Source organism: Neobacillus sp. K501, assembly GCF_053749995.1.
The window spans coordinates 204,020-225,918 of record NZ_JBSLYA010000003.1; the positions used below are offsets into that span (position 1 = coordinate 204,020).

The following is a 21,899-nucleotide window of genomic DNA, read 5'->3' on the forward strand; positions in this document are numbered from 1 at the left end:
TCTTCTCCCTATTGTTTCAATTTATTAAGTGATTTGACAACATCTTCTTCTTCTAAATCATTCGCCTTTTCCATTAATTCTTCTTCATTTTCTATGGCTACGAGGCGCAATGCTTGGGCTTGAATCATTTCATCAATCAAATTGGTGGCAAACCTTCCATTTGCTTTAAATACTCTATTTTCTATCATTTCCGTTAGTCGTTTTTTAGCTGCTTTGGTTAATTGATACTGGAATCTTTCAGCATAAGCTTCCATAATCGCGAGAATTTCTTTAGCAGAGTAATCTGGGAAAAGAAAATACTTTTTAAAGCGGGAGCGTAGTCCTGGATTACTACCCAGCAGCTGTTCCATTTCATTTGGATAACCCGCAAGGACGACGACTAAATTTTCATTATGCTTGGTCATCTCGTCCACGAGAGTGTCGACAACCTCTTTTCCGAAATCACCGGCTGTTTGACTTAGCAAGGAATAAGCCTCATCAATAAATAATACTCCCCCTAGAGCTTCGCGAATTTTTTTCTTTGTTTTTCCTGCCGTTTGTCCGACATAACCAGCTACAAAATCAGCCCTGCTGGCAACGATGAGATGGCCTCTTTTTAACATCCCACATTCACGGAGGAGCTCAGCATAGATTTTGGCTACCGTTGTTTTTCCGGTACCAGGATTCCCGGTAAAAACAGAGTGTAGTTGAATCGGGACGACTGGGAGACCTTTTTCCCTTCTGAATTGCTGTATTTTCACCAAGGAAACAAGTGTTTTTATTTCTTCTTTCAACTCTGTTAAACCAATTAATTTTTCCAGCTGATCAAAGGATGATTCGGCGCTTTCCTTTTTTTCAATACCAAAATCTGCCCCTTCTAAAAGAGTGAAATCAAGAATGTCATTTGCTGTGCTCTGCAGGTTGGCGCCCTTTTTAAATATTGCATCTAAGACAATATTTCGGACAGAGCGGGCATTGCCAAAGGTGTCATCCACTCGCTCTTGATTGAGAAGATAATCGATTTGACGTTTCGCATCCTCTGTAAGGATAAAATCATTTTCAGCAGCAATTTTCTCCGCGATTAAGATTAGCTCTTGATTTGAATAATTATCTAGATGAACAAGATTCGATTGCGGGAACCGGCTCCGTAATCCAGGATTGGCATTTAAGAATGTTCGCATTTCTTCAGGATAGCCAGCCAGGATAACAGCAAATTTACCGCCATATTCTTTTCCAGTCATAAGTGATACGAGCGTATCGATAGCCGTTTGTCCATAATCATTTCCTGTTTGACCTTCGCGTTTTAAACTATAGGCTTCATCGATGAACAGCACACCGCCTAAGGCACGTTCTACTGCTGCCCTGACATTTTCCTCTGTTTGTCCCACATAAGCCCCAACGAGTTGGGAACGATCCATCTCGATTACGTCTGCTCGTGGCAAGACATCCAGTTCATGATAGATTTGTGCCAAAAGCCGGGCAAGTGTCGTTTTTCCTGTTCCAGGATTACCTGTAAGGACCATATTTAAGCTAAGGGCATCTTTTATTTGAAATCCTAGTTCTTTCCTTTGTTTCTGATATATTAAAAAGCGATAGAAATCATTAATACGCTTCTTGACGCTTTCCATTCCAATCATTTCATTTAGTTGTTCTAAAGCTTTTTTGGAAGTATGTTCAGTCTTTTTTTCTTCAACAAATAGCTGTAACCACTGGTTTTTGTTTTCCTCAAGTTTAGATAGCTGTACTTTTAAATCCTCATAATAGGAGGAAGTATGAAAGACGCCAATAATCGACTCTTCGTATTCCTCGGCTGCTTTAAGTAGATGGACGGTAATATCTATGGTTGAGGATAGGTTGTCTGCTAAATTTTTATATTGTTCATACAGTTTTTTATTATGTAACGTTTGAGCAAGCTTTAGATTTTCCTGTAGATCATCCATGTGATCTTCAGCATCGAGTAAAAATGCTTGGCAAATCTCTATGTATTGTTCTGCAATTTTCTTTTTTGCCGTTCGGTTATCCGTTTCCCTAATCGACGGGAAGGTAAGAACGTCTAATAAATCTTGTTTCTTTTTCCAATCAAACTCAATAAAAAAAGCTTTTGCTCTATCGTTTTCAGGATGTAATTGTACTGCCTTCTCCAGCCAGGCAGTAGCCAGCGAGTCTGAGTTATGCCGACATAAACGGGAAAGAGCTGCAATAGTTAACATCCGAGAAAGTAAGATAGCATCTGATTCCTTGCTTATAGTGTTAATTAAATGACTTTCATTGGAAATAAAGCCATTTTCCCCTAGTTCAATTTCCCATTTTTCAAGAAGTTCCTTCTTGTCTGTTTGTTGTTGATTCACATTTATCACTTCTTCATCAAAAATTTCCCTTTTATCTTATCACAACATATCTCCTCGTACTAATAAAGAGACACGAAAAGGACCTGTTAGGATTAACAGGTCCTGGGCGAAATGGGTTTAGGTTTCATCCTTTATTTCAGCGCGATAGGATTCGACACTTTCACGGCGGCGTTGATTTTTTTCCTCAATTTGTCGACGCTGGGTATCACTATCGGTTAGCGCCAGTGAGTCTTCCGCTGCTTCGATGTTTTCCAAGGTGTCATGGATCATGGATTGCAGCTTTTCTGCATTATCACTTCGATCATCTGGTTTCGGTTTATTATTATAAGTCATTCGAAGTTTCCTCCTTCATATGGGTCGTGGTACAGATATAGTTTGTATCGAAGGGGGAAAAATATCACAACAAATTTGCGGATTTTTTTATGGAAATTAAACAAAACAAAAGACCCGTTGGCACTTGCCGGCCGAGTCTTTTCCATGATAATTATTCACCTTTAGTTTGAATGACTTGAGCATGCTTTCCAGATGTATCTTGGTATTTTTTTCCTTTGTTGCCTCCGAAGCGTTTGGAGAGGTTTCCAAGTTCATCAGGGTGAAAGTTTTGCGGTCCTTTTTTTGGATTACTCATATAATATCCCTCCTCTTTAACATTTTGTCCATTTTAAAGAGGGGACATGATTGGTAATCTATGTGAGATTACTCCGCCTTGCCTAAACGTTTGGCTTCTAGGCGTTGTTCAATTTTTTCCATTGCCGCTCTATCCTTCAAAAGTTGACTTTTATTTTCAGAAACAAGCTCTGCAAATGAGCGTTTTCTTGGTTTTCTCATGTGTATCACCTTCCTTACGTACTATTGTAACAGTTATTATGTCCGGAAACGGTTGCAATTATTACAACTTTTCGAAAATTTATTTTTTAAAAGAAAAGTGCAAGCACAAGGCGCTGGACAATTCTCATAGTCAAATTTTTTACTTATCGTAAAATAAAAAAAGACATTGGTTCGAAGACCAATGTCTTATTTTAATTCTTTTGTATATTGTTTCATTAATTCATAATTCATGGCACCAATATATTTGTTACCGATATTTCCATTCGAGTCAATAAAATAGGTAGTTGGAATGGAAAGAACCTGATATGTTTCATTTACTATATCCTCTTCGTCTAATGGAATTGGAAAGGTAATTCCGTTCTCATCCACAAATGCTTTTACATCTAAGTGAGGGTCGATGTTCACGGCTAAAATAACGATCTCCGTACCTGCCTCTTTATGAAATTTCTCCATGGCTGGCATTTCTGCTTTACATGGTGGACACCATGTCGCCCAGAAATTGAGCATTACTTTTTTTTCTTTTAAATCCGAAAGCTTGATTGTATCACCTGATAATGTCTTTAGTTCAAAATCAGGTGCCTTGGCACCAACTTTTAGCCCTCCCATATTCGCTGTTTCCTGACTAAGTTGATCGGGTTCAGCTTTTTTATCCATTGCTTGAACAATCGCTACCGTAAGTAAGGTGATTAAGATGATAGCAGCAACGATTTTTTTCACCATACCTTGGAACCCCCTTTGATCGATATTGTGATATATCGATTTTACACTATATAGCAAGTTGAAACAAAACCTGTCTATGTCAAATAGGTGACAATCAAAAAATGTAAGGATTTTTTACTTTTTTAAAGCAATAAGTAGGTTTTTAGTAACACGGTCGGCAATGGCTTGAATATCCTTTTCTGACAATGATTTTTCTAGCGGTGGAGTTAGTTTTATCGCATGAATTCCTTCTGTGACATCCGAACCGACCGGAGATTCACCATGAATCCCCATTGTTTCTTTTATTTCATTTAGACGTGCAACATGCTTTTTAGAAAGCTCGCGGTCCCCATTCATTTGTTTAGCAAGCCAATTAATTTTTGCCGTGAATTCCAATGATTCCATTAAATAATAAGCATGTTCTAAGTCCCGCCCCCATGTTAACGCGCCATGATTTTCTAATAAAACGCCCTGATGGTTTTTCACATATGGTTGAACGGCATTCGGAACTTCTTCTGTAGATGGTGTGCCATATTCCGCTAGTGGAATGGAACCTAAATATACCACCGATTCAGGCATAAGCGCCTGGTCCAAAGGTATTCCAGCAATTGCAAAAGCGGTGGCATGTGGTGGATGTACATGGACAATCGCATGAATATCAGGGCGCTCTTTGTAGATGAGAAGGTGCATCTTCATTTCGGAAGTCGGCTTATTGTCCCCCTCTAATACATTTCCGTCCCCATCGACTTTGATGATCATTTCTGGAGTCATAAATCCTTTGCTAATGCCTGTTGGCGTGATCAAAAACTCATTTTCGCTGATACGAACAGAAATATTCCCGTCATTGGCTGCCACGAATCCTTTTTCATATACTCGTTTCCCAATATCACAAATCAATTTTTTATATTTAATTTCAATTATCATACGTACCCTGCTTTCGCTTCTTTTTACCGAAAAAGTTTTGGAAGCTCTTCCTTATAGTTATCCTTTAGTATACCCTTTTCTGTAATGATAGCCGTCACAAGTGCGTGTGGCGTAACATCAAAGGCAGGATTAAATACCTTCACGCCTACAGGAGCCGTCCTTGTTCCGAAGCCTTTGGTTATTTCTGAAGCATCCCTTTCTTCAATAGGAATATCTGCTCCTGTCTTTGTTTCCAAATCAATCGTAGAGGTTGGTGCAGCGACATAGAATGGAATGTTGTGTGCCTTCGCCAGCAAGGCAACCCCATATGTACCAATTTTATTCGCGACGTCCCCATTAGCGGCAACTCGATCACATCCGACAATTATCGCTTGAACCCAGCCTTTTTGCATGACCATAGCCGCCATACTGTCAGTAATTAAGGTCACATCAATCCCCGCTTGCATAAGTTCCCATGCCGTTAGTCTAGCGCCTTGTAGGAGCGGTCTGGTTTCATCAGCAAAAACTTTAATATTCCATCCTTTTTCTTTTGCTAAATATAGCGGAGCGAGTGCTGTACCGTATCTCGCTGTGGCAATACCACCCGCATTGCAGTGGGTTAGAATCCCGATTCCATCCTTTAGTAATGTTAAGGCATTTTCTCCGATTGAACGGCAAACTTCTTCATCCTCTTGGCGGATCAGATGGGCCTCTTTCTCAAGTGCTAGTTTAATGTTTGAAAGAGGTTGATCCTTTTCTTTCAAGGCACGGTCTTTCATTCGCTTTAATGCCCAAAATAAGTTAACAGCTGTTGGCCGTGAGCTCGCCAAGTAGTCCGATTGTTTTTGGAGGATAGCGAAAAATTCATCAAAGGAAGTTTCCGGGGCATCTTGAATTCCCAGTACCAAACCATAGGCCGCAGCAATGCCTATCGCTGGAGCCCCACGGACCTTTAATTGTTTAATGGCATCCCATGCATCTTCTATTTTGGTTATTTCGAGAAATTCCGTTACATTCGGAATCTTTGTTTGATCCAATATTTTTAAAACGCCATTCTCGAAGTATACGGATTGTAAAAAAGTATCTGCCATATTAGTCATCTCCTCTTACTATGTATCAATATCCGGTTATATTTCTATCATTCCATTGTTATTTTAACAATCTCAGTGTTTTATGCAATACATTTAATTTTTTGAAAAAGCAGAACAAGTTTTTAGCGTTGATTTGTTTGTTCGTGAAATAAATCATGACCCTTAATGGAAGCTTGAAAGCTATTAGGGGTCATGAATCAGGTTCTCATGACCCGTAATCCAAGCTTGAAATCTGTTTGGGGTCATGAATCAGGTTCTCATGACACGTAAACCATGCTTGAAAGCTGTTAGGGGGTCATGAATCAGTTCCTCATAACCCGTAATCCAGGTTTGAAAGCTGTTAGGGGTCATGAATCAGGTTTTCATGACACGTAATCCAAGTGTGATAGCAGTAACGTGTCATGAATTCCCATTATTCAATTAGATTTCTTTTCAACTTGAGTAGTTCATTAAATTCTTTATCTAGTTGTTGATATTTTGGGTCTTGTTGTTTAACCAAAGATAGTTCACCTAGTATCGTGGTAATTCTATTTTCAATCACCATTAATTCTTCCTTCACATTGACCTGTTCAGATACTTGTTTTCCATTATCGAAGTATTCCTCTGGTTTCATTTCTAACCGTTTTATCTTTTCATCCTCAAATACAAGAAGTTTGTTACATAGTTTATTAAGAAAGTAATAGTCATGTGAGACGGTAATAATCGTACCTGTAAATTCATTTAATGTCGTCTCTAACTGCCCCCTGCTTGGCAGATCTAGATGATTGGTAGGTTCATCGAGGATCAGGACATCATATTCTTTCATCAGCATGTCGACTAACTTGACCCTTGTTCGTTCACCTAGGCTAAGAGTGTGTATCGGCTTTGTAATGTGCTCCTCTTTTAACCCAAGGTTAGCGAGATAGGTTCTTGCTCGTAATATATTTTCTCTATCGGTAAATCCCAATGCCTCGATGGCATTTTTATCTTTAGGCAAATCGGCTACATCCTGGCTTAAATAGGCAACTTTTATAGAATCGCTTTTCCACAGTTCTCCATTAAAATTAGCTTCATCTCCAAGAATCATCTTAATTAACGTCGTTTTACCGCAGCCGTTTTCACCAATAAGACCTACACGATCACCTTGATTAATATAAAAATGAGAATCATGAAACAGGATTCTGTCACCGAATTCTATACCAAGAGATTTTGCTTCAATTATTCGCTTGCCACGTTTTCCATGACTGTCGAATTGGAACCTGATTTTTGCATCCTCAATCGGCTTTTCAATTTTATTCTTTTCAAGCTCTTGTGTAAGCCGCTTCATTTTTGATTTTACTTGTTTGTCACGACTTTTTGCCTTAACCCGGTGATATTCTTTAAAGCCTTCTTCCTTCATTGATGTTCGATGGGCCTTATCAGACCAAGATTTTAGTTGCGTCATTTGCATTTCAATTTCTTCTTTTTTTCGTTGCTGGACATTGTATTGATGTAAATGAGACTGAACCCGGTGCTGTTTTTCCTTTTGGTAATCACTATAATTTCCGTTGAAAAAATGCATTTTGCCATTTTCTATTTCAAAAATACGGTTAACCGTCTTATCTAAAAAGTGGCGATCATGAGAAATAATCAATACAGGTCCTTGGAATTGCTCTAATTCTGAAATTAACCACTTAATTCCATTAAAATCAAGATGATTTGTCGGTTCATCCAGAATTAGAAATCCAGGTTTCGAAGCCCAGATCATCGATAAGGCAAGCTTTAGCTTCTCCCCACCACTCAAATGGCTTAGACGTGAATCTTCCCATTCATAAACTTTAGTAAGACCAAGTTCACTCGCGTGCTGGAATAATTCTCTCACTCCTGTCAGAGATTGTTGAAAATCACTCACCTCATAATCAATCGATTGAGAGAGTGCGCCAATGACTAAGTTGTTTGCTTTCCCAATGGTTCCTTTATCAGGTAAAAGTTTCCCTAGCAGCAAATTCGCTAGCGTCGTTTTTCCTGTGCCATTATAGCCAACAAGACCAATTCTGTCGCCTTTTTTAATTTCAAATGAAATATTGTCTATTATCTTTCTTAAATGAAAGCTCTTTTCCAATCCAGTAATTTTTATTATTGGCAAATTATTTTTGTTCATAAAAAAACCCCCTTCAATGAACCTGAAGAGAGTGTTTAACGTCATGATAAATAATATATAGCCATAAAAAGAAGACACAAATAAACCTATAGTAGGGTATTTGTTTATGGAATATATGCGATCAGGACAAAAAAAGGACAGAATAATCCTATTCTTCAGGTTCATCATTTTTCGTTTATTCGAATAATGTGCTGAAAAAATAAGATTATAACTTCATGCCTCTTTACCATTCCTTTTCGTTTGTTACTAACATCATATTTTAAGATGGTTAAGATTGTCAACCATTTAAAATAAAGTGGAAAAGTCAAAATTAGAGTACGGACTACCGTTTTCAATATTTTGCTTTAATTCAGTTAAAGTATACTTCTGCCAACCTTCCAAATGGCTCATGTCCCATTTTTCTAAGAATAAAACATATAGGAATATTTCTCTTATTTTTAAGAAAATAGGAATTTGCAAAATCATTTCTTTATTGATAGGACGGGCCTGTTTGTAGCCCGATAGGAAATTATCCCAAAAAACGGTACTAAATTCCGTTTTTTCGGGTGTAAAAGCAGTAGCCTGCCAATAAGCATGATAATAGGATACTGCCAAATCATAGGCGAACCAATGATAAGCACAGTCATCAAAATCAAAGATAGTCATTTTACCCTCATTGACGAAAATATTCCCCTGGTGGAAATCATTATGAATGAGCCCGAAAAGATCTGTATTTTTATCAAAATTCTTAAGTGATGTTAACAACTTTATGTATTGTTCTTTAACCTGCTCTGAAGCAATTTTGGGGAGTAGATTTAAAACATCCGGTTCTTTTGCAGTCCACTCCGGTCGTGATAACTTTAAGTGTTTAACAGCTGAGTGCATTTTTCCAATTACATTTCCCCATTGATAAAATAATTGTGCATTCCAAACAGTATCATCCATTACATCTACAGGTTTACCTTCGACTCTTTCAAAAGCGACAACACGGTATTGTTTATTAATTGTTTCTATCCAATTCCCATAAATGGACTTTAATGGCTTTGCCACTGGTAAGTCATATTTTCCTAAAACTTTAATAAATTGAAGTTCAGCTTCAAGTTCAGCCAGACTTCGCCTACGGCTATCAGATATCCGAAGAATGATATTTTGATCTGTATATACAGTATTATGAAAACCATCATTTATTAAAACTAGCTTTTTAGCATTTACATTATATAATTTGGAAATTTGTACTTCCTTCATTTTTCCCCCTTGTAAAAAACCACCATGCAAATTGGCTGCATGGTGGTTTGGTATATGATTAAGCTTGTAATTTTTCGCGAAGTACCATTTGAAGGATACCACCGTGACGGTAGTAGTCAATTTCTACTTCAGAATCGAAACGAACAAGAACGTCGAATTCTTTCTTGCTGCCGTTTTCGTCAGTAGCTGTTACTTTTACAAGGTCACGAGGTTTCACGCTCTCATCAACCTGAACTTCAAATGTTTCTTTACCTGTTAAACCAAGTGTTTCAGCGTTATCGCCATCTTTAAATTGAAGTGGTAGAACACCCATCAACACAAGGTTTGAACGGTGAATACGCTCGAAACTTTCAGCAAGAACTGTTTTGATACCTAAAAGGTTTGTTCCTTTAGCTGCCCAGTCACGAGATGAGCCCATTCCGTAATCTTTACCAGCAAGAACCATTAAGCCTGTGCCGTTTTCTTTATACTTCATGCAAGCATCATAGATCGATGTAACTTCGCCAGTTGGCCAGTAAGTAGTAAATCCACCTTCTGTTCCTGGTGCGATTTGGTTACGAATACGGATGTTTGCAAATGTTCCACGCATCATAACTTCGTGGTTACCACGACGAGAACCGTAAGAGTTGAAGTCACGTGGTTGAACACCTTTTTCTAACAGGTATTTACCAGCTGGAGTATTTTTACCAATCGCTCCTGCAGGAGAAATATGGTCTGTTGTAACAGAATCTCCGAACTTACCTACGACACGAAGACCGCTTAAAGGTTCAACTGTTCCTGGCTCAGGTGATAAGCCTTCAAAGAACGGTGGGTTCGCAATGTAAGTGGAATCCTCATCCCAAGTATATAAAGGCTCATTGCTTGTCTTGATTTCGTTCCAACGCTCGTTGTCACCGAAAACATTTTCGTATTCACGACGGAATAGCTCAGGTGTAACAGTGCGTTTCACGACATCATTTACTTCAGCAGTAGTTGGCCAGATATCCTTAAAGAATACATCTTTGCCATCTTTATCTTTTCCGATTGCTTCATTTGCAAAGTCAATGTTTACTGTTCCAGCAAGTGCATAAGCGACTACAAGCGGTGGTGAAGCAAGATAGTTAGCTTTTACAAGCGGATGAATACGTCCTTCGAAGTTACGGTTACCTGAAAGAACAGATGTAACTAATAGATCGTTTTCCGCGATTGTCTTTTCGATTTCTTCTTTTAATGGACCGGAGTTACCGATACAAGTTGTACAGCCATAACCAACTAGGTTGAATCCAATTTGCTCTAGGTAAGGAAGTAATCCAGAATCACGAAGATAACCAGTTACAACCTTAGAACCAGGTGCTAAAGAAGTTTTTACAAACTTAGGAACTTCCATTCCTAGTTCAACTGCTTTTTTCGCAACAAGTCCTGCCCCAACTAGAACATATGGGTTGGAAGTGTTGGTACAGCTTGTGATCGATGCAATCGCAACAGCACCTGTTTTTATTGTAGTTTCGTCACCGTTATTAAAATTAACAACAGCTGACTTTTCAATCTCATCAGCTTGTAAGCCAAAGCCTTGGTTTCCTTGTGGAGCAGAAACAGCTTTAACGAATTCTTCTTTCATTTTTGAAAGTGGAATCAAATCTTGCGGACGCTTTGGACCAGAAAGGTTTGCTTCAATTTCAGAAAGTTCAATTTCAATAACATCTGTGTAAACCGGCTCATCAGCTGGGTTAAAGAATAGTCCGTTTGCTTTGCAGTATGCTTCTACTACTTGGATTTGTTCTTCATCACGGCCTGTTAGGCGCATATAGTTTAAAGACTCATCATCAATAGCGAAGAAACCACAAGTTGCACCATATTCTGGAGCCATGTTCGCAATCGTTGCACGGTCAGCTAGTGGAAGTACAGATACACCAGGGCCGAAGAATTCAACGAATTTACCAACAACACCATGGCTGCGAAGAACTTGAGTAACTTTTAACGCTAAGTCTGTAGCGGTAGCTCCGTTTGGAAGCTCACCAGTTAACTTAACCCCTACTACTTCAGGAACTGGGAAGTATGAAGGCTGTCCAAGCATGCCTGCTTCTGCTTCAATACCGCCAACGCCCCAGCCAAGTACTCCAAGACCGTTGATCATGGTAGTATGAGAGTCAGTACCTACTAATGTATCTGGGTATGCTTCTAATTCTCCGTCCGTTTCTGCAACATGTACAACATCAGCCAAGTACTCAAGGTTAACTTGGTGAACGATACCAGTTGCAGGCGGAACTGCACGGTAGTTATTGAATGATTTTTGCGCCCAGCTTAAGAATTGGTAACGCTCAGCATTCCGTTCAAATTCTAAATCCATGTTTACCTTTAAAGAGTCAGCAGAACCGTAGGCATCAACTTGAACAGAGTGGTCAATAACAAGGTCAACGGTCTTCTCAGGATTAATTTTGTCTGGGTCGCCGCCAAGATCAGCCATTGCTTTTCTTAAAGAAGCAAGGTCTACTACAGCTGGAACTCCAGTGAAGTCTTGCAGGATAACTCGGGATGGCTTAAATGGAACATCCACTTCTTTTAGCTCATCCGTCCCCCATTTTGCTAAGTTTTCAACGTGTTCTTTTGCAATAACACGGCCATCATATTGGCGCAGCACAGATTCAAGTAATACTTTCACAGAGTATGGTAATTTAGATACCTTTCCAATACCAGCCTCTTCAAGTGCACCTAAACGGTAATAATGATATTTCTTACCGTTTACTTCAAAGGAAGTGCGTGCGTTAAATACATCATTTTTCGCCATGTGTAAAACCCCCTCATTCGTCATCAAAAAACAAAATAAACGAAAAGTCGAAAAGTTTGAATTTTCCCATCCATCACTACTTTTCTCACAATTCCAATCTTAATACAACCTTTAATATAAGTAAATAACAAGAAAGTTATTGTGGTTGATAAGTTTTTCTTATATTTATTATGTAATAAGTTCAAAATATTTCGAAAACATCATTAGAATGCGCTTACTTATCTGTAATGGGGAAATATTCACTTTCTTTTTTATTATCTCAAAAAACTTTTTGTTTGTCATTAATTTATGTTTAAAGGAAATAGTAACTAATATAGGAGGTGAATGGCTTGCAAAGAAGAAAGTCAAATCATGTAATACCAGGCGCGAATGCTGCTAGCGGCCAAGGACAAGGTGCGGGCTTCAATGAAGAAATGGCCAATGAACCGTTAACGATTAAAGAAAAAATGAACAATAAAAAACGTAAGAAAAACCAATAAAAGCAGGAGACTTGTCCCCTGCTTTTTATCTATATTTATTCATTTAAATTAACTTCTGCAACAATACTTTGCAGGTCTTGTTGGAATCTTTCAAGCTGAGCGCGTTGGTGTTCAGACGCTACTTCTAGGGCGCTTTCAATTTGCTGATAGGCTTCATTTACTTCTTCTTTTAAATGCTTTAATTGATGACCGTAACTGGCACTGTCGTTAATAATCGTTGCAAATAGTCCTTGTGCTTCCTCATAACCTTGTTGGGCTGCTTGAAAAGCCTGCTGCTTGTCTTTGTTATAAGGAAATCTATCGATATCCACCATTTAATTGTATCACTCCCCTCAATTTTCTATAACGTTAAATTGCACTGGGGAATGAAAAATTATTCAGCATAAAAAGGCACAAGCATTGCATCCTAACATTATAGGAGGGATGGAAATGGTGAACAAGAACGACAGCAAAGACATGCGCCGTAATGCTCCGAAGCAGTCTGGACAGCCAGAGCCTTTGAGCGGATCAAAGAAAGTGAAAAATCGAAACCATACGCGCCAAAAACATAATTCCCACCATGATATGTAAAAAATAGTATTCACTGAAGCCTAAAACACAAGAAAATCCTCCTCAACTAGAGTGAGGGGGATTTTCTTATAGTTGAGTTAAGGCTTTAAGGAGTAGCTTTTCTTCCTCTGCGGTGACGGTTCGCAAATCGATCATGTATTCATCTTTTTGAATTCTGCCAATGATGGACGGTTTGAACTCGGTTCTTAATTTCTTGGCCACCTCTTGTGCTGTTAGGGTTTCGTGTTCTACCGAAATAACCACCGTTGGAAGCGCTACATCAGGCATCGTTCCTCCACCAACTTGACTTTGTCCTGGTAAAATTTTTGCTTGAATACGGCTTGTCCTTTGTAATATATTTGTAACAAACCTCTTCGATCTATCGTCTATTTCTTCAACAGTGGTTAATAAATCACGGACTGTCGGGATATTCTTAACTCCTTCCTCTCCCCTGGCATAGTCAATTAACGTTCCTTCAAGGGCTGCAAGCGTCATTTTATCAACCCGGACTACCCTTGCCAATTGATGCTTTTTTAAGCGATCGATGATAACTTTTTTTCCTGCGATGATCCCTGCTTGAGGTCCACCTAGCAGCTTATCTCCGCTAAAAGTAACAAGATCTGCACCCATTTCAATCACCTCTTTTACGACGGGTTCCTCCCCAATTCCATGTTTTCGAAAGTCAAAGAGGGCACCGCTTCCAAGGTCTTCATAAAAATAAACGTCCTTCACCTTTTGTGTGAGTTCGATTAATTCTTTTGTTTCAACAGATTTTGTAAATCCGACTACTTTAAAATTACTTGTATGTACTTTCATGACAATGGCCGTTTCAGAATGAAGGGCTTTTTCATAATCATATAAATGAGTTTTGTTTGTAGTTCCGACTTCGACCAGTTTCGCACCGCTTTCCTCCATGATAGAGGAAATTCGGAAGGAACCGCCAATTTCCACTAGCTGACCTCGTGAAACTATGACTTCTTTATTTTCTGCAAGTGCTCGTAACACAAGATAAACCGCTGCAGCATTATTATTCACCACCATAGCTGCTTCTGCCCCGGTGATTTCCTTCAATAGTCCTTCGACATGGGTATGTCTTGAACCACGCTCACCTTCCATGAGCTTGTATTCAAGATTTGAATAATTCATTGCTGTTTCTACCGCATGTTCGATTGCTTTGTCACTTAATCTTGACCTTCCTAGGTTAGTATGTAAAATGGTCCCTGTTGCATTAATAACTCTTTCGAGAGTATAGGAATATTGGTATTTAAGTTGTTTTTCGAGTAATAAAAAAACCTCATCAATAAAAAGTTTAGTACCGGGGATGGACCCTTTCCATTCGTCACTAATAATCCATGTCCTTATTTGCTCGATTAACTCCTTTAATCGTTTTGTTAATTGGGTATTGTCAAGTTGATACTCTTCTTGGAGAGATAAATACTGCCCATGTTTTTGCCATTCATGAATAGCAGGAATGGAGCGTAACCATTCTTTCACCATCAAAAACTCCTTTACTTTTCCTTCTTTTGACCTATTATATCATTTCTCACGAATTGATTTCTTTATGAATAAAATGAACTTGCAAGGGGGATTGTTATGAAGCCCAAAAAAAATGTACAGCCGATTGATTTTGATCTAGTGGAAAGGTGGCTGGAAAACTATTGTCTAGACCCACTAACTACACAAGATGATTTGACCCAATTTCGGATAGACCTTTATGAGACAGATCAGGAATGGATTGTTGAAGCATTATTAAATGAATTTAATAGCTCGGAAATTAAGGTATTTGTGGACGAAAAAAACCTAATTATTTCTGCCGGACACCAATCTACTTCTTCTCACTCACAAAAAAGAATTCGTTCTATCAATTTCCCTTTTCGAGTCATTAATCAAAAAGTAACAGCAAATTTTGTGAATGGAATCCTAGAAGTGTTCATTTCCAAAACGGAAAAAGGCTTAGGGAAAAACCGATATATAACCCTGCCCTAAATATACCTTATGGCATTTTTTTCGTTAATAGTTAACATAATATTGTTATAGAAAAATGTAATCCCTTCCATCCAAATTAGATAGAAGGGATTTTTTTACATCGATAACATTTGATTAATGATTTCTTCATCGTCTGGAAAAATTCCGGTTTCCAGCTTCGAATAGATTTTATCCCCGTTAACCGTGACTTCAAAAGCGCCGCCTGATACTGGGATCATTTCAAGTTTTTCGATATCTCGACGAAAATGGTTAAATAGCTCTTCCGCGAAACTCGCGGCTTTAGGTGCATAATTTCATTGCATGCAAAATTCAACAATGACATGATATTTCTTCAATTTTAACCCCCCTATTTAATAACATTGTTATAGTAAAAACATTTTAACTCAACCATGTTGTTGTCCGCAAATAGTTCGCTTACCTTGTATGTGCGAATTTTGAGTGAAAGAGTTATACTATTTTAATGGAGGTGGAATACATGAGTGAGCAAGAGAAAATTCGCCTAACCTCTTTATCAACTAAAGCTGGTTGAGGCTGCAAAATTGGTCCTGAGGACCTGGCGCAAGTTTTGCGTCTTTTACCGAAACAAGACCCTGTCCCTGAATTACTAGTTGGACATGAAACATCAGATGATGCTGGAGTCTACCAGTTAACAGATTCCATTGCACTTATACAAACGGTTGATTACTTTACCCCGATTGTGGACGACCCCTATATGTTTGGGCAAATTACTGCTGCGAATGCTTTAAGTGATGTTTATGCAATGGGTGGCGAGCCAAAAACTGTTTTAAATATTGTTGGCTACCCAATTAAAAAGCTCGGTGCTGCGATGCTTTCAGACATTCTCCGTGGTGCAGCAGATAAAGTAAAGGAAGCTGGGGCCATCACGGTTGGCGGTCATTCGATCGACGATCAGGAGCCGAAATTTGGATTGTCTGTAACTGGGATTGTTCACCCTGATAAAGTTTGGAAAAACGTTGGTGCCAAACCTGGAGATGTATTGGTCTTAACAAAACCAATTGGAGTAGGAATTATTACTACAGGAATTAAAAGAAATGCCGTCACTCCTCTGCAAGAGCAAATTGTTACAGAAACGATGGCGGAATTGAATAAAGTTGCAGCAGAAGTTTTAACTAATTTTCATCCACATGCTGTAACCGATGTTACGGGATTTGGCTTGTTAGGTCATGGCAGTGAAATGGCCCGCGGAAGTAATGTTAGCTTTGAAATTTCTTTATCTCAAGTACCAGTTTTGGAAGGTGCGTTGGAGCTCGCAAAAAATGGTGTCGTTCCAGGTGGTTCTAAGTCCAACCACAAATGGTTAAGTGATGATATCGTTTATGAGGACATCCTGCTTGAAGAACAATTACTTCTTTGTGACGCGATTACATCAGGCGGTCTCCTTGTTTCAATCAGCGAGCAAGAAGCTGTCCATTACGTGGACATGCTTCAGAAAGCTAGTAATCATTCTGCTGCAATCATTGGTAGAGTTACTGAGAAAAAAGAAAAATTGCTTTATGTTTCTAGGTAAGATATATTTCCCACAATAAAACTCGGGCTTATTTGGCCCGAGTTTCATTCATTTTTAATTTATGAGTAAGTTTTTCTAGCATATCTGTTGTCATTCTTGCTAAATCATAATCGAACTTAAAGCCCCATTCTTCTTCAGCAGAAACAGCATCGATTGAATTTGGCCAGCTGTCGGCAATTTTTTGACGAACAGGATCAACGTTATAGGTCAATTCAAAGTTAGGTATGTGCTTCGTTATTTCAGCCGCAATTTCTTCAGGTGCAAAGCTCATCGCTGTAACGTTAAAGGAATTTCGATGAATAAGCTTACAAGGGTCTGCCTCCATTAAATCAATTATCGCATTCAGGGCATCCGGCATATACATCATATCCATATAGGTGCCTTTATCGATATAGGATTCATATTTACCCTTATTGATTGCTTCATAGTAGATTTCAACTGCATAATCCGTTGTACCGCCACCTGGCATAGCAACGTGGGAAATTAAGCCTGGGAATCGTAAACCTCGCGTGTCCACTCCAAACTTATGGTAATAGTAATCGGATAAAAGTTCGCCTGCTACTTTATTTACACCATACATGGTCGTTGGGCGCATAATCGTATCTTGCGGTGTGCTGTCCTTTGGGGTGGATGGTCCAAACGCACCGATGGAACTCGGAGTGAAAAATTGTGCGTTCAGTTCTCTAGCTGTTTCAAGTGCATTCATTAATCCACCCATATTTAAGTTCCAAGCGAGAACCGGTTTTGCTTCAGCAGTAGCCGATAGTAGTGCGGCTAAATGCATCACGGTATCGACGTTATATTTTTTTGCCACTTCACCCATCTGCTCTAAATTGGTAACATCGACGATTTCGAAAGGGCCGCTTTGGGCAGCTTCACTATCATTTTTCCTGATATCGGTAGCGATGACATTGTCGGTACCATACGTTTCTCTGAGCTTCATGGTCAACTCAGAACCAATTTGGCCTAGTGCCCCTGTAATTAGTATTTTTTTCATTCTTCTCCGTCCTCTTCTTGTTAGCTTATCTTTTTGTTAAATAATACCCATTTCTTTACCGACTTTTTCATAAATGGAGATGGCTTTGTCGAGCATTTCTTTAGAGTGGGCAGCTGTTGGCATATTTCGAACACGGCCCGTTCCTTGTGGTACAGTTGGGAACACAATAGCTTTCGCATAAACGCCCTCTTCGTTCAAACGTTTACTGAACTGCTGTGTTAATGTTTCATCACCGATAATACAAGGAGTAATTGGTGTCTCACTGTTCCCAATATTGAAGCCTAGCTCTTTTAAGCCCTTTTTAAGATAATCTCCGTTTTCCCATAGCTTTTGATTAAGCTCGGTGCTTTCCATTAGAATTTCAATGGATTTTTTGCTTGCTGCTACATCAGCAGGTGTTAAGGAAGTTGAGAATAGGAAAGGACGGCTGCGAACTTTTAGCCAATCAATTAAATTCTTCTTCCCTGCAACATAACCGCCCACTACGCCGATTGCCTTCGACAATGTTCCAATTTGGAAATCTATCTTATCGGATAGACCGAAGTACTTCACTGTCCCTGCTCCATCACCTAGAACACCTGAGCCGTGAGCATCATCAACGTATGTAATAAGATCAAATTCTTCTGCGATTTTCACGATCTCAGGCAGTAAAGCAATATCCCCATCCATTGAAAAAACGCCATCAGTAATCACCATTAATTTATTATATTGGCCAGATTCTTTCGCTGCCTTCGCTTTTGCACGCAGATCCTCCATATCGGAGTGATTGAAGCGGATAATTTTTGCTTTTGACAGACGGCAGCCATCAATGATCGAAGCATGGTTGAGCTCGTCAGATAATATCGCGTCATTCTTATCCATTACAGCTGAAATTGCCGCCATATTACAGTTAAATCCTGATTGATAGGCAATCGCGGCTTCCGTATGCTTGAATTCTGCTAATTTTTCCTCTAATTCTACATGGAGCTTAAGGGTTCCATTAATGGTACGGACGGCACCAGCACCTACTCCGTATTGTTCAAGGGCATTCGCCGCTGCTTCCTTCAATCGCTGATCTGTTGCCAAACCTAAATAATTATTAGAAGAAAGATTTACTAATTCTTTACCGCTTATGGTAATCATCGGCCCATTCGGACTTTCTAATGGATCGATGACATTATATAACCCCTTGCTTTTAAGATCTTCCAGGTTCTCATTTAAAAATTGCTCCAAAATATTGCTAGACATATAAATTCCTCCTTAATGTCGTTAATAGAAAAACATTTGTCCACTCCACACGGACAGTGTGATATTGGATAATTGTTTGTGTGAAAGGGTTTCTGTATTATACTTTATCATATTTTCATGAAAATGTTCACACCAAATGGACATTCGCTTAAAAAAATTATTACTTTATTTAGAATATCCAAATTGAAATAAGGTTATTTTCCTTCTCGCCTGTTCAAAGGGAATAACTTGTTCAACCAATGAGTAAAAAAATGAGTAACCGTTTTCAAATAACGAATATTAATTCTTTTTTATTATGTAATGTTCGCTTTTGTAAAAAAATAGATTGATAACCCCTTCTATTAACGATATAATATGTATAAATTCATATGGTATCACTCATATAATCGCGGGGATATGGCCTGCAAGTTTCTACCGGATTGCCGTTAACAATCCGACTATGAGTGAGCAATGGACGGACGTATTTATTTGCGTCTATGCACTTGTTAGTAAGCCCAAAGTTCATTGCCTCACTCAATTTTTTGTTGTGAGGCAATGAACTTTGGGCTTTTTTATTTTTTTACAGGAGGCAAACTATGAAATTACTTGAAGAAAAGATTAAAAATGATGGAATGGTTCTAAATGAAAATGTCCTTAAAGTAGATTCATTCCTGAATCATCAGATTGATCCACCATTAATGGATGCCATTGGTAAGGAGTTTGCTGAAAGATTCGCAGCAGAGGGTGTTACCAAAATCGTTACGATAGAATCATCAGGCATTGCTCCCTCTGTATTTGCTGGTTTGCATTTACATGTTCCGGTTATATTCGCAAGAAAAAGAAAATCGGTCACATTAACGGATGAATTATTAATTTCTCAAGTCCATTCTTTTACCAAAAACGAAACAAATGAACTCTCGATTTCGAAGAAATACTTAAACGAAAATGATAAAGTACTGATCATTGATGACTTCCTTGCGAATGGTCAGGCTGCCCTAGCCTTGGTGGATATGGTTCGACAAGCAGGAGCTTCAGTTTCTGGAATCGGAATTGTCATTGAAAAATCATTCCAGCCGGGCGCACAAAAATTAGCTGAACTAGGTTTAAGAGTGGAGTCTCTTGCTAGAATCGCTTCCTTAACCAACGGAGAAGTAAATTTTAAATACAACAAAGTGGAGGAATACATCTAATGAAACAAAGTCCTTTTAAAATCGCCTCTTTAGGGATTCAACATGTGTTAGCGATGTACGCTGGTGCCGTGATTGTCCCTCTGATTGTTGGCGGTGCCTTAAATCTGACAGGCGAACAATTAACTTACTTGGTTTCCATTGATATCTTAATGTGTGGGATTGCAACTATTTTACAAGTTTGGCAGAATCGCTTCTTCGGGATTGGACTTCCCATTGTCCTAGGCTGTACATTTACAGCTGTTGGCCCGATGATTGCGATTGGCGGAGAATACGGTATTTCAGCCATTTATGGATCTATTTTAATTTCCGGTCTGATTGTTGTTGTGATCGCTACTTTTTTTAGTAAATTGATTAAGTTCTTCCCTCCTGTTGTGACTGGTTCTGTTGTTACGATCATAGGAATTACTTTAATCCCTGTTGCCATGAACAATATTGCTGGCGGTCAAGGAAGTCCAGATTTTGGTAGCCTCTCAAATATTAGCCTAGCATTTGGAACGTTATTATTTATTATTTTCCTTTATCGTTTTACAAAAGGCTTTATCCGCTCGATTTCCATCCTATTAGGTTTAGGTGCTGGAACGATCGCTGCTGCGTTGATGGGTAAAGTGAATTTTACAGCTGTGGGAGATGCTTCGTGGTTTCATATGGTAAAACCTTTCTATTTCGGGACACCTACCTTCGAAGTAACACCCATTATCACGATGACCCTTGTGGCAATTGTTAGTCTTGTCGAATCAACCGGCGTTTATTTTGCCCTAAGTGATATTACTGGAAGAAAGCTATCAGAAAAGGATTTATCAAAAGGATATCGTGCTGAAGGAATTGCCATTATGTTAGGTGCGCTGTTTAATGCTTTCCCTTATACGACCTACTCGCAAAATGTTGGACTTTTACAACTTTCGGGTGTGAAAGGGAAAAATGTGATTTACACAATGGGTGCAATGCTGATTGTTCTAGGATTTGTTCCGAAAATTGGAGCTTTAACAACGGTCATCCCAACTCCTGTATTAGGTGGTGCCATGGTAGCAATGTTTGGAATGGTCATTGCCTACGGAATCAAAATGCTGAGTAAAGTGGAATTTGCCTCACAAGAAAATCTCTTAATTATTGCATGTTCTGTTGGAATGGGGCTCGGAGTAACAGCTGTTCCAGATTTATTTGCCCAGCTGCCTGAAAGTGTGAAAATCCTAACTAATAACGGGATTGTCGCAGGTAGCTTAACGGCTATTTTCTTAAATATCGTCTTCAATGTTGCTAGGCCAGTAAATCAAAAAACGTCTACAAAAGCAGACGCTCAAAGTATTGCCTAATACAATAAAAAAGCTGCCTGGATCCAAAACGGATTCAGGCAGCTTTTTTTAATCAAATTTTTCACTCACTATCTGAATTCCCTGAATCATCTTGTGCAGGATTGCTATTTTCAGAACCAGAAATGGTTTTTGTGATTGTAATCGGGGATATATATACGGCACCGCCAAAGTTAACAATACCGCCGGATATTGTTCCGATGGTTACACGCTCATGTTGACCTGTCATGAAAAGTCCCCCCTCCTTTGTTTTACTAATATTTTATGTACAAGGAGAGGGGCTTGTTCTTAATGCCATATGTGTTTAGAAAAAGGACTTAAATAATTCTTGTTGTTCGCTGCACTCACGACAGATATATTCAATTTCTAGTGGGTCTTCTCGAACCATATGTACTGTTTCTTTCCCACACTGTTCGCAAAATCTAGTCTCCATTATTTCTTGCATACTCTCACACCACTTTCATATTTTGATTTATTTATCATCCAATTTACCAAAAAAAGTTTTTGTATATCCAATTCGCCAGCATTAATAGTAATCCAAGTGAAATATTAAGCCATCCTAAAATTAGTGAAGCTTTTCGTTCCTTTTTCATATTTGCATTTTTATATGCTTTTACATCAGTCAACAAAACTAAAGACCCAGTGAAGTAAAACAAGATGACTACATATCCTGAAAATCCGATATCCAAGATTTCAACATCC

Annotated in this window: 23 protein-coding genes and 1 riboswitch; of the genes, 6 read left to right on the top strand and 17 right to left on the bottom strand. The window is 38.8% G+C overall.

The window, feature by feature from the left end; all coding sequences use genetic code 11:
• Nucleotides 1-8: 8 nt before the first annotated feature.
• The 10 genes from ACWM35_RS09015 to acnA all read right to left on the bottom strand — a co-directional run bounded on the left by ACWM35_RS09015 (nt 9) and on the right by acnA (nt 11,955).
• On the bottom strand, nt 9-2,327 hold the full coding sequence (locus ACWM35_RS09015) for an AAA family ATPase (RefSeq protein WP_454817495.1): 2,319 nt from the start codon (nt 2,325-2,327) through the stop codon (nt 9-11).
• 117 nt (nt 2,328-2,444) lie between these two features.
• Complete coding sequence (tlp, locus tag ACWM35_RS09020; protein ID WP_454817497.1) at nt 2,445-2,660, bottom strand: small acid-soluble spore protein Tlp; 216 nt, start codon at nt 2,658-2,660, stop codon at nt 2,445-2,447.
• 151 nt (nt 2,661-2,811) lie between these two features.
• A complete protein-coding gene (locus tag ACWM35_RS09025; RefSeq protein ID WP_454817499.1) occupies nt 2,812-2,955 on the bottom strand; it encodes an acid-soluble spore protein N in 144 nt (47 codons plus the stop codon).
• A 68-nt stretch (nt 2,956-3,023) separates the two neighbouring features.
• Nucleotides 3,024-3,155: an FbpB family small basic protein gene (locus tag ACWM35_RS09030; protein ID WP_454817501.1), complete on the bottom strand. Its 132-nt coding sequence runs from the start codon at nt 3,153-3,155 to the stop codon at nt 3,024-3,026.
• A gap of 186 nt (nt 3,156-3,341) precedes the next feature.
• Nucleotides 3,342-3,875: a redoxin domain-containing protein gene (locus ACWM35_RS09035; RefSeq protein ID WP_454817503.1), complete on the bottom strand. Its 534-nt coding sequence runs from the start codon at nt 3,873-3,875 to the stop codon at nt 3,342-3,344.
• Between the two features lie 114 nt (nt 3,876-3,989).
• Entirely contained in the window at nt 3,990-4,778 is a 789-nt protein-coding gene (locus ACWM35_RS09040) for a class II aldolase/adducin family protein (protein ID WP_454817505.1), read from the bottom strand.
• 23 nt (nt 4,779-4,801) lie between these two features.
• Entirely contained in the window at nt 4,802-5,848 is a 1,047-nt protein-coding gene (gene mtnA / locus ACWM35_RS09045) for an S-methyl-5-thioribose-1-phosphate isomerase (protein ID WP_454817507.1), read from the bottom strand.
• Nucleotides 5,849-6,260: 412 nt separating this feature from the next.
• Complete coding sequence (gene abc-f / locus ACWM35_RS09050) at nt 6,261-7,967, bottom strand: ribosomal protection-like ABC-F family protein (RefSeq protein WP_454817509.1); 1,707 nt, start codon at nt 7,965-7,967, stop codon at nt 6,261-6,263.
• Between the two features lie 285 nt (nt 7,968-8,252).
• Nucleotides 8,253-9,191, bottom strand: a complete 939-nt coding sequence (locus ACWM35_RS09055; protein ID WP_454817511.1) for a phosphotransferase enzyme family protein — start codon at nt 9,189-9,191, stop codon at nt 8,253-8,255.
• A 58-nt stretch (nt 9,192-9,249) separates the two neighbouring features.
• Entirely contained in the window at nt 9,250-11,955 is a 2,706-nt protein-coding gene (acnA, locus tag ACWM35_RS09060; RefSeq protein ID WP_454817512.1) for an aconitate hydratase AcnA, read from the bottom strand.
• A 329-nt stretch (nt 11,956-12,284) separates the two neighbouring features.
• On the opposite strand from acnA, the gene sspO reads away from it, so the two are divergent.
• Nucleotides 12,285-12,434: a small acid-soluble spore protein O gene (sspO, locus tag ACWM35_RS09065; protein ID WP_454817514.1), complete on the top strand. Its 150-nt coding sequence runs from the start codon at nt 12,285-12,287 to the stop codon at nt 12,432-12,434.
• A 35-nt stretch (nt 12,435-12,469) separates the two neighbouring features.
• Here sspO and ACWM35_RS09070 read toward each other — a convergent pair whose 3' ends face one another.
• Nucleotides 12,470-12,748, bottom strand: a complete 279-nt coding sequence (locus ACWM35_RS09070; RefSeq protein WP_454817516.1) for a hypothetical protein — start codon at nt 12,746-12,748, stop codon at nt 12,470-12,472.
• Between the two features lie 115 nt (nt 12,749-12,863).
• On the opposite strand from ACWM35_RS09070, the gene ACWM35_RS09075 reads away from it, so the two are divergent.
• Nucleotides 12,864-13,004 carry a small acid-soluble spore protein P gene (locus ACWM35_RS09075; RefSeq protein ID WP_454817518.1) on the top strand — a complete coding sequence of 47 codons (141 nt, stop codon included), beginning with the start codon at nt 12,864-12,866 and terminating at the stop codon, nt 13,002-13,004.
• A 66-nt stretch (nt 13,005-13,070) separates the two neighbouring features.
• On the opposite strand, the gene selA is transcribed toward ACWM35_RS09075, so the two are convergent.
• Entirely contained in the window at nt 13,071-14,477 is a 1,407-nt protein-coding gene (gene selA, locus ACWM35_RS09080; protein WP_454817520.1) for an L-seryl-tRNA(Sec) selenium transferase, read from the bottom strand.
• A gap of 99 nt (nt 14,478-14,576) precedes the next feature.
• Between selA and ACWM35_RS09085 the strand changes: the two genes are divergently transcribed.
• Nucleotides 14,577-14,969: an Hsp20/alpha crystallin family protein gene (locus ACWM35_RS09085; RefSeq protein WP_454817522.1), complete on the top strand. Its 393-nt coding sequence runs from the start codon at nt 14,577-14,579 to the stop codon at nt 14,967-14,969.
• A 95-nt stretch (nt 14,970-15,064) separates the two neighbouring features.
• Here ACWM35_RS09085 and ACWM35_RS09090 read toward each other — a convergent pair whose 3' ends face one another.
• Nucleotides 15,065-15,271 (bottom strand): Rdx family protein, encoded by a 207-nt coding sequence (locus tag ACWM35_RS09090; protein WP_454818156.1) that lies wholly within the window; start codon nt 15,269-15,271, stop codon nt 15,065-15,067.
• Between the two features lie 173 nt (nt 15,272-15,444).
• Between ACWM35_RS09090 and selD the strand changes: the two genes are divergently transcribed.
• Entirely contained in the window at nt 15,445-16,497 is a 1,053-nt protein-coding gene (gene selD, locus ACWM35_RS09095) for a selenide, water dikinase SelD (RefSeq protein ID WP_454817524.1), read from the top strand.
• 28 nt (nt 16,498-16,525) lie between these two features.
• Here selD and ACWM35_RS09100 read toward each other — a convergent pair whose 3' ends face one another.
• Together ACWM35_RS09100 and ACWM35_RS09105 are read right to left on the bottom strand one after the other, a co-directional pair.
• The gene (locus ACWM35_RS09100; protein WP_454817526.1) at nt 16,526-17,494 is read right to left on the bottom strand and encodes an L-threonine 3-dehydrogenase; all 969 of its coding nucleotides are present in this window, start codon (nt 17,492-17,494) and stop codon (nt 16,526-16,528) included.
• A gap of 36 nt (nt 17,495-17,530) precedes the next feature.
• Nucleotides 17,531-18,721 carry a glycine C-acetyltransferase gene (locus ACWM35_RS09105; protein WP_454817528.1) on the bottom strand — a complete coding sequence of 397 codons (1,191 nt, stop codon included), beginning with the start codon at nt 18,719-18,721 and terminating at the stop codon, nt 17,531-17,533.
• 358 nt (nt 18,722-19,079) lie between these two features.
• Nucleotides 19,080-19,181, top strand: a riboswitch (purine riboswitch).
• A 115-nt stretch (nt 19,182-19,296) separates the two neighbouring features.
• Between ACWM35_RS09105 and ACWM35_RS09110 the strand changes: the two genes are divergently transcribed.
• Together ACWM35_RS09110 and ACWM35_RS09115 are read left to right on the top strand one after the other, a co-directional pair.
• Nucleotides 19,297-19,890, top strand: a complete 594-nt coding sequence (locus tag ACWM35_RS09110; protein ID WP_454817530.1) for a xanthine phosphoribosyltransferase — start codon at nt 19,297-19,299, stop codon at nt 19,888-19,890.
• Entirely contained in the window at nt 19,890-21,200 is a 1,311-nt protein-coding gene (locus ACWM35_RS09115; RefSeq protein ID WP_454817532.1) for a nucleobase:cation symporter-2 family protein, read from the top strand. Before ACWM35_RS09110 ends, ACWM35_RS09115 begins: the two co-directional genes overlap by 1 nt.
• Nucleotides 21,201-21,261: 61 nt before the next feature.
• On the opposite strand, the gene ACWM35_RS09120 is transcribed toward ACWM35_RS09115, so the two are convergent.
• Both ACWM35_RS09120 and ACWM35_RS09125 read right to left on the bottom strand, forming a co-directional pair.
• On the bottom strand, nt 21,262-21,426 hold the full coding sequence (locus ACWM35_RS09120) for a hypothetical protein (protein ID WP_454817534.1): 165 nt from the start codon (nt 21,424-21,426) through the stop codon (nt 21,262-21,264).
• A gap of 259 nt (nt 21,427-21,685) precedes the next feature.
• Nucleotides 21,686-21,886 (bottom strand): CLC_0170 family protein, encoded by a 201-nt coding sequence (locus ACWM35_RS09125; protein ID WP_454817536.1) that lies wholly within the window; start codon nt 21,884-21,886, stop codon nt 21,686-21,688.
• Between the last annotated feature and the right edge of the window lie 13 nt (nt 21,887-21,899).

Coding starts and splice junctions, on each gene's coding strand:
- tlp (WP_454817497.1), bottom strand. CDS start 2,660: ATGACTTATAATAATAAACCGAAACCAGATGATCGAAGTGATAATGCA.
- ACWM35_RS09025 (WP_454817499.1), bottom strand. CDS start 2,955: ATGAGTAATCCAAAAAAAGGACCGCAAAACTTTCACCCTGATGAACTT.
- ACWM35_RS09030 (WP_454817501.1), bottom strand. CDS start 3,155: ATGAGAAAACCAAGAAAACGCTCATTTGCAGAGCTTGTTTCTGAAAAT.
- ACWM35_RS09035 (WP_454817503.1), bottom strand. CDS start 3,875: ATGGTGAAAAAAATCGTTGCTGCTATCATCTTAATCACCTTACTTACG.
- ACWM35_RS09040 (WP_454817505.1), bottom strand. CDS start 4,778: ATGATAATTGAAATTAAATATAAAAAATTGATTTGTGATATTGGGAAA.
- mtnA (WP_454817507.1), bottom strand. CDS start 5,848: ATGGCAGATACTTTTTTACAATCCGTATACTTCGAGAATGGCGTTTTA.
- abc-f (WP_454817509.1), bottom strand. CDS start 7,967: ATGAACAAAAATAATTTGCCAATAATAAAAATTACTGGATTGGAAAAG.
- ACWM35_RS09055 (WP_454817511.1), bottom strand. CDS start 9,191: ATGAAGGAAGTACAAATTTCCAAATTATATAATGTAAATGCTAAAAAG.
- acnA (WP_454817512.1), bottom strand. CDS start 11,955: ATGGCGAAAAATGATGTATTTAACGCACGCACTTCCTTTGAAGTAAAC.
- ACWM35_RS09070 (WP_454817516.1), bottom strand. CDS start 12,748: ATGGTGGATATCGATAGATTTCCTTATAACAAAGACAAGCAGCAGGCT.
- ACWM35_RS09075 (WP_454817518.1), top strand. CDS start 12,864: ATGGTGAACAAGAACGACAGCAAAGACATGCGCCGTAATGCTCCGAAG.
- ACWM35_RS09085 (WP_454817522.1), top strand. CDS start 14,577: ATGAAGCCCAAAAAAAATGTACAGCCGATTGATTTTGATCTAGTGGAA.
- ACWM35_RS09100 (WP_454817526.1), bottom strand. CDS start 17,494: ATGAAAAAAATACTAATTACAGGGGCACTAGGCCAAATTGGTTCTGAG.
- ACWM35_RS09105 (WP_454817528.1), bottom strand. CDS start 18,721: ATGTCTAGCAATATTTTGGAGCAATTTTTAAATGAGAACCTGGAAGAT.
- ACWM35_RS09110 (WP_454817530.1), top strand. CDS start 19,297: ATGAAATTACTTGAAGAAAAGATTAAAAATGATGGAATGGTTCTAAAT.
- ACWM35_RS09115 (WP_454817532.1), top strand. CDS start 19,890: ATGAAACAAAGTCCTTTTAAAATCGCCTCTTTAGGGATTCAACATGTG.
- ACWM35_RS09120 (WP_454817534.1), bottom strand. CDS start 21,426: ATGACAGGTCAACATGAGCGTGTAACCATCGGAACAATATCCGGCGGT.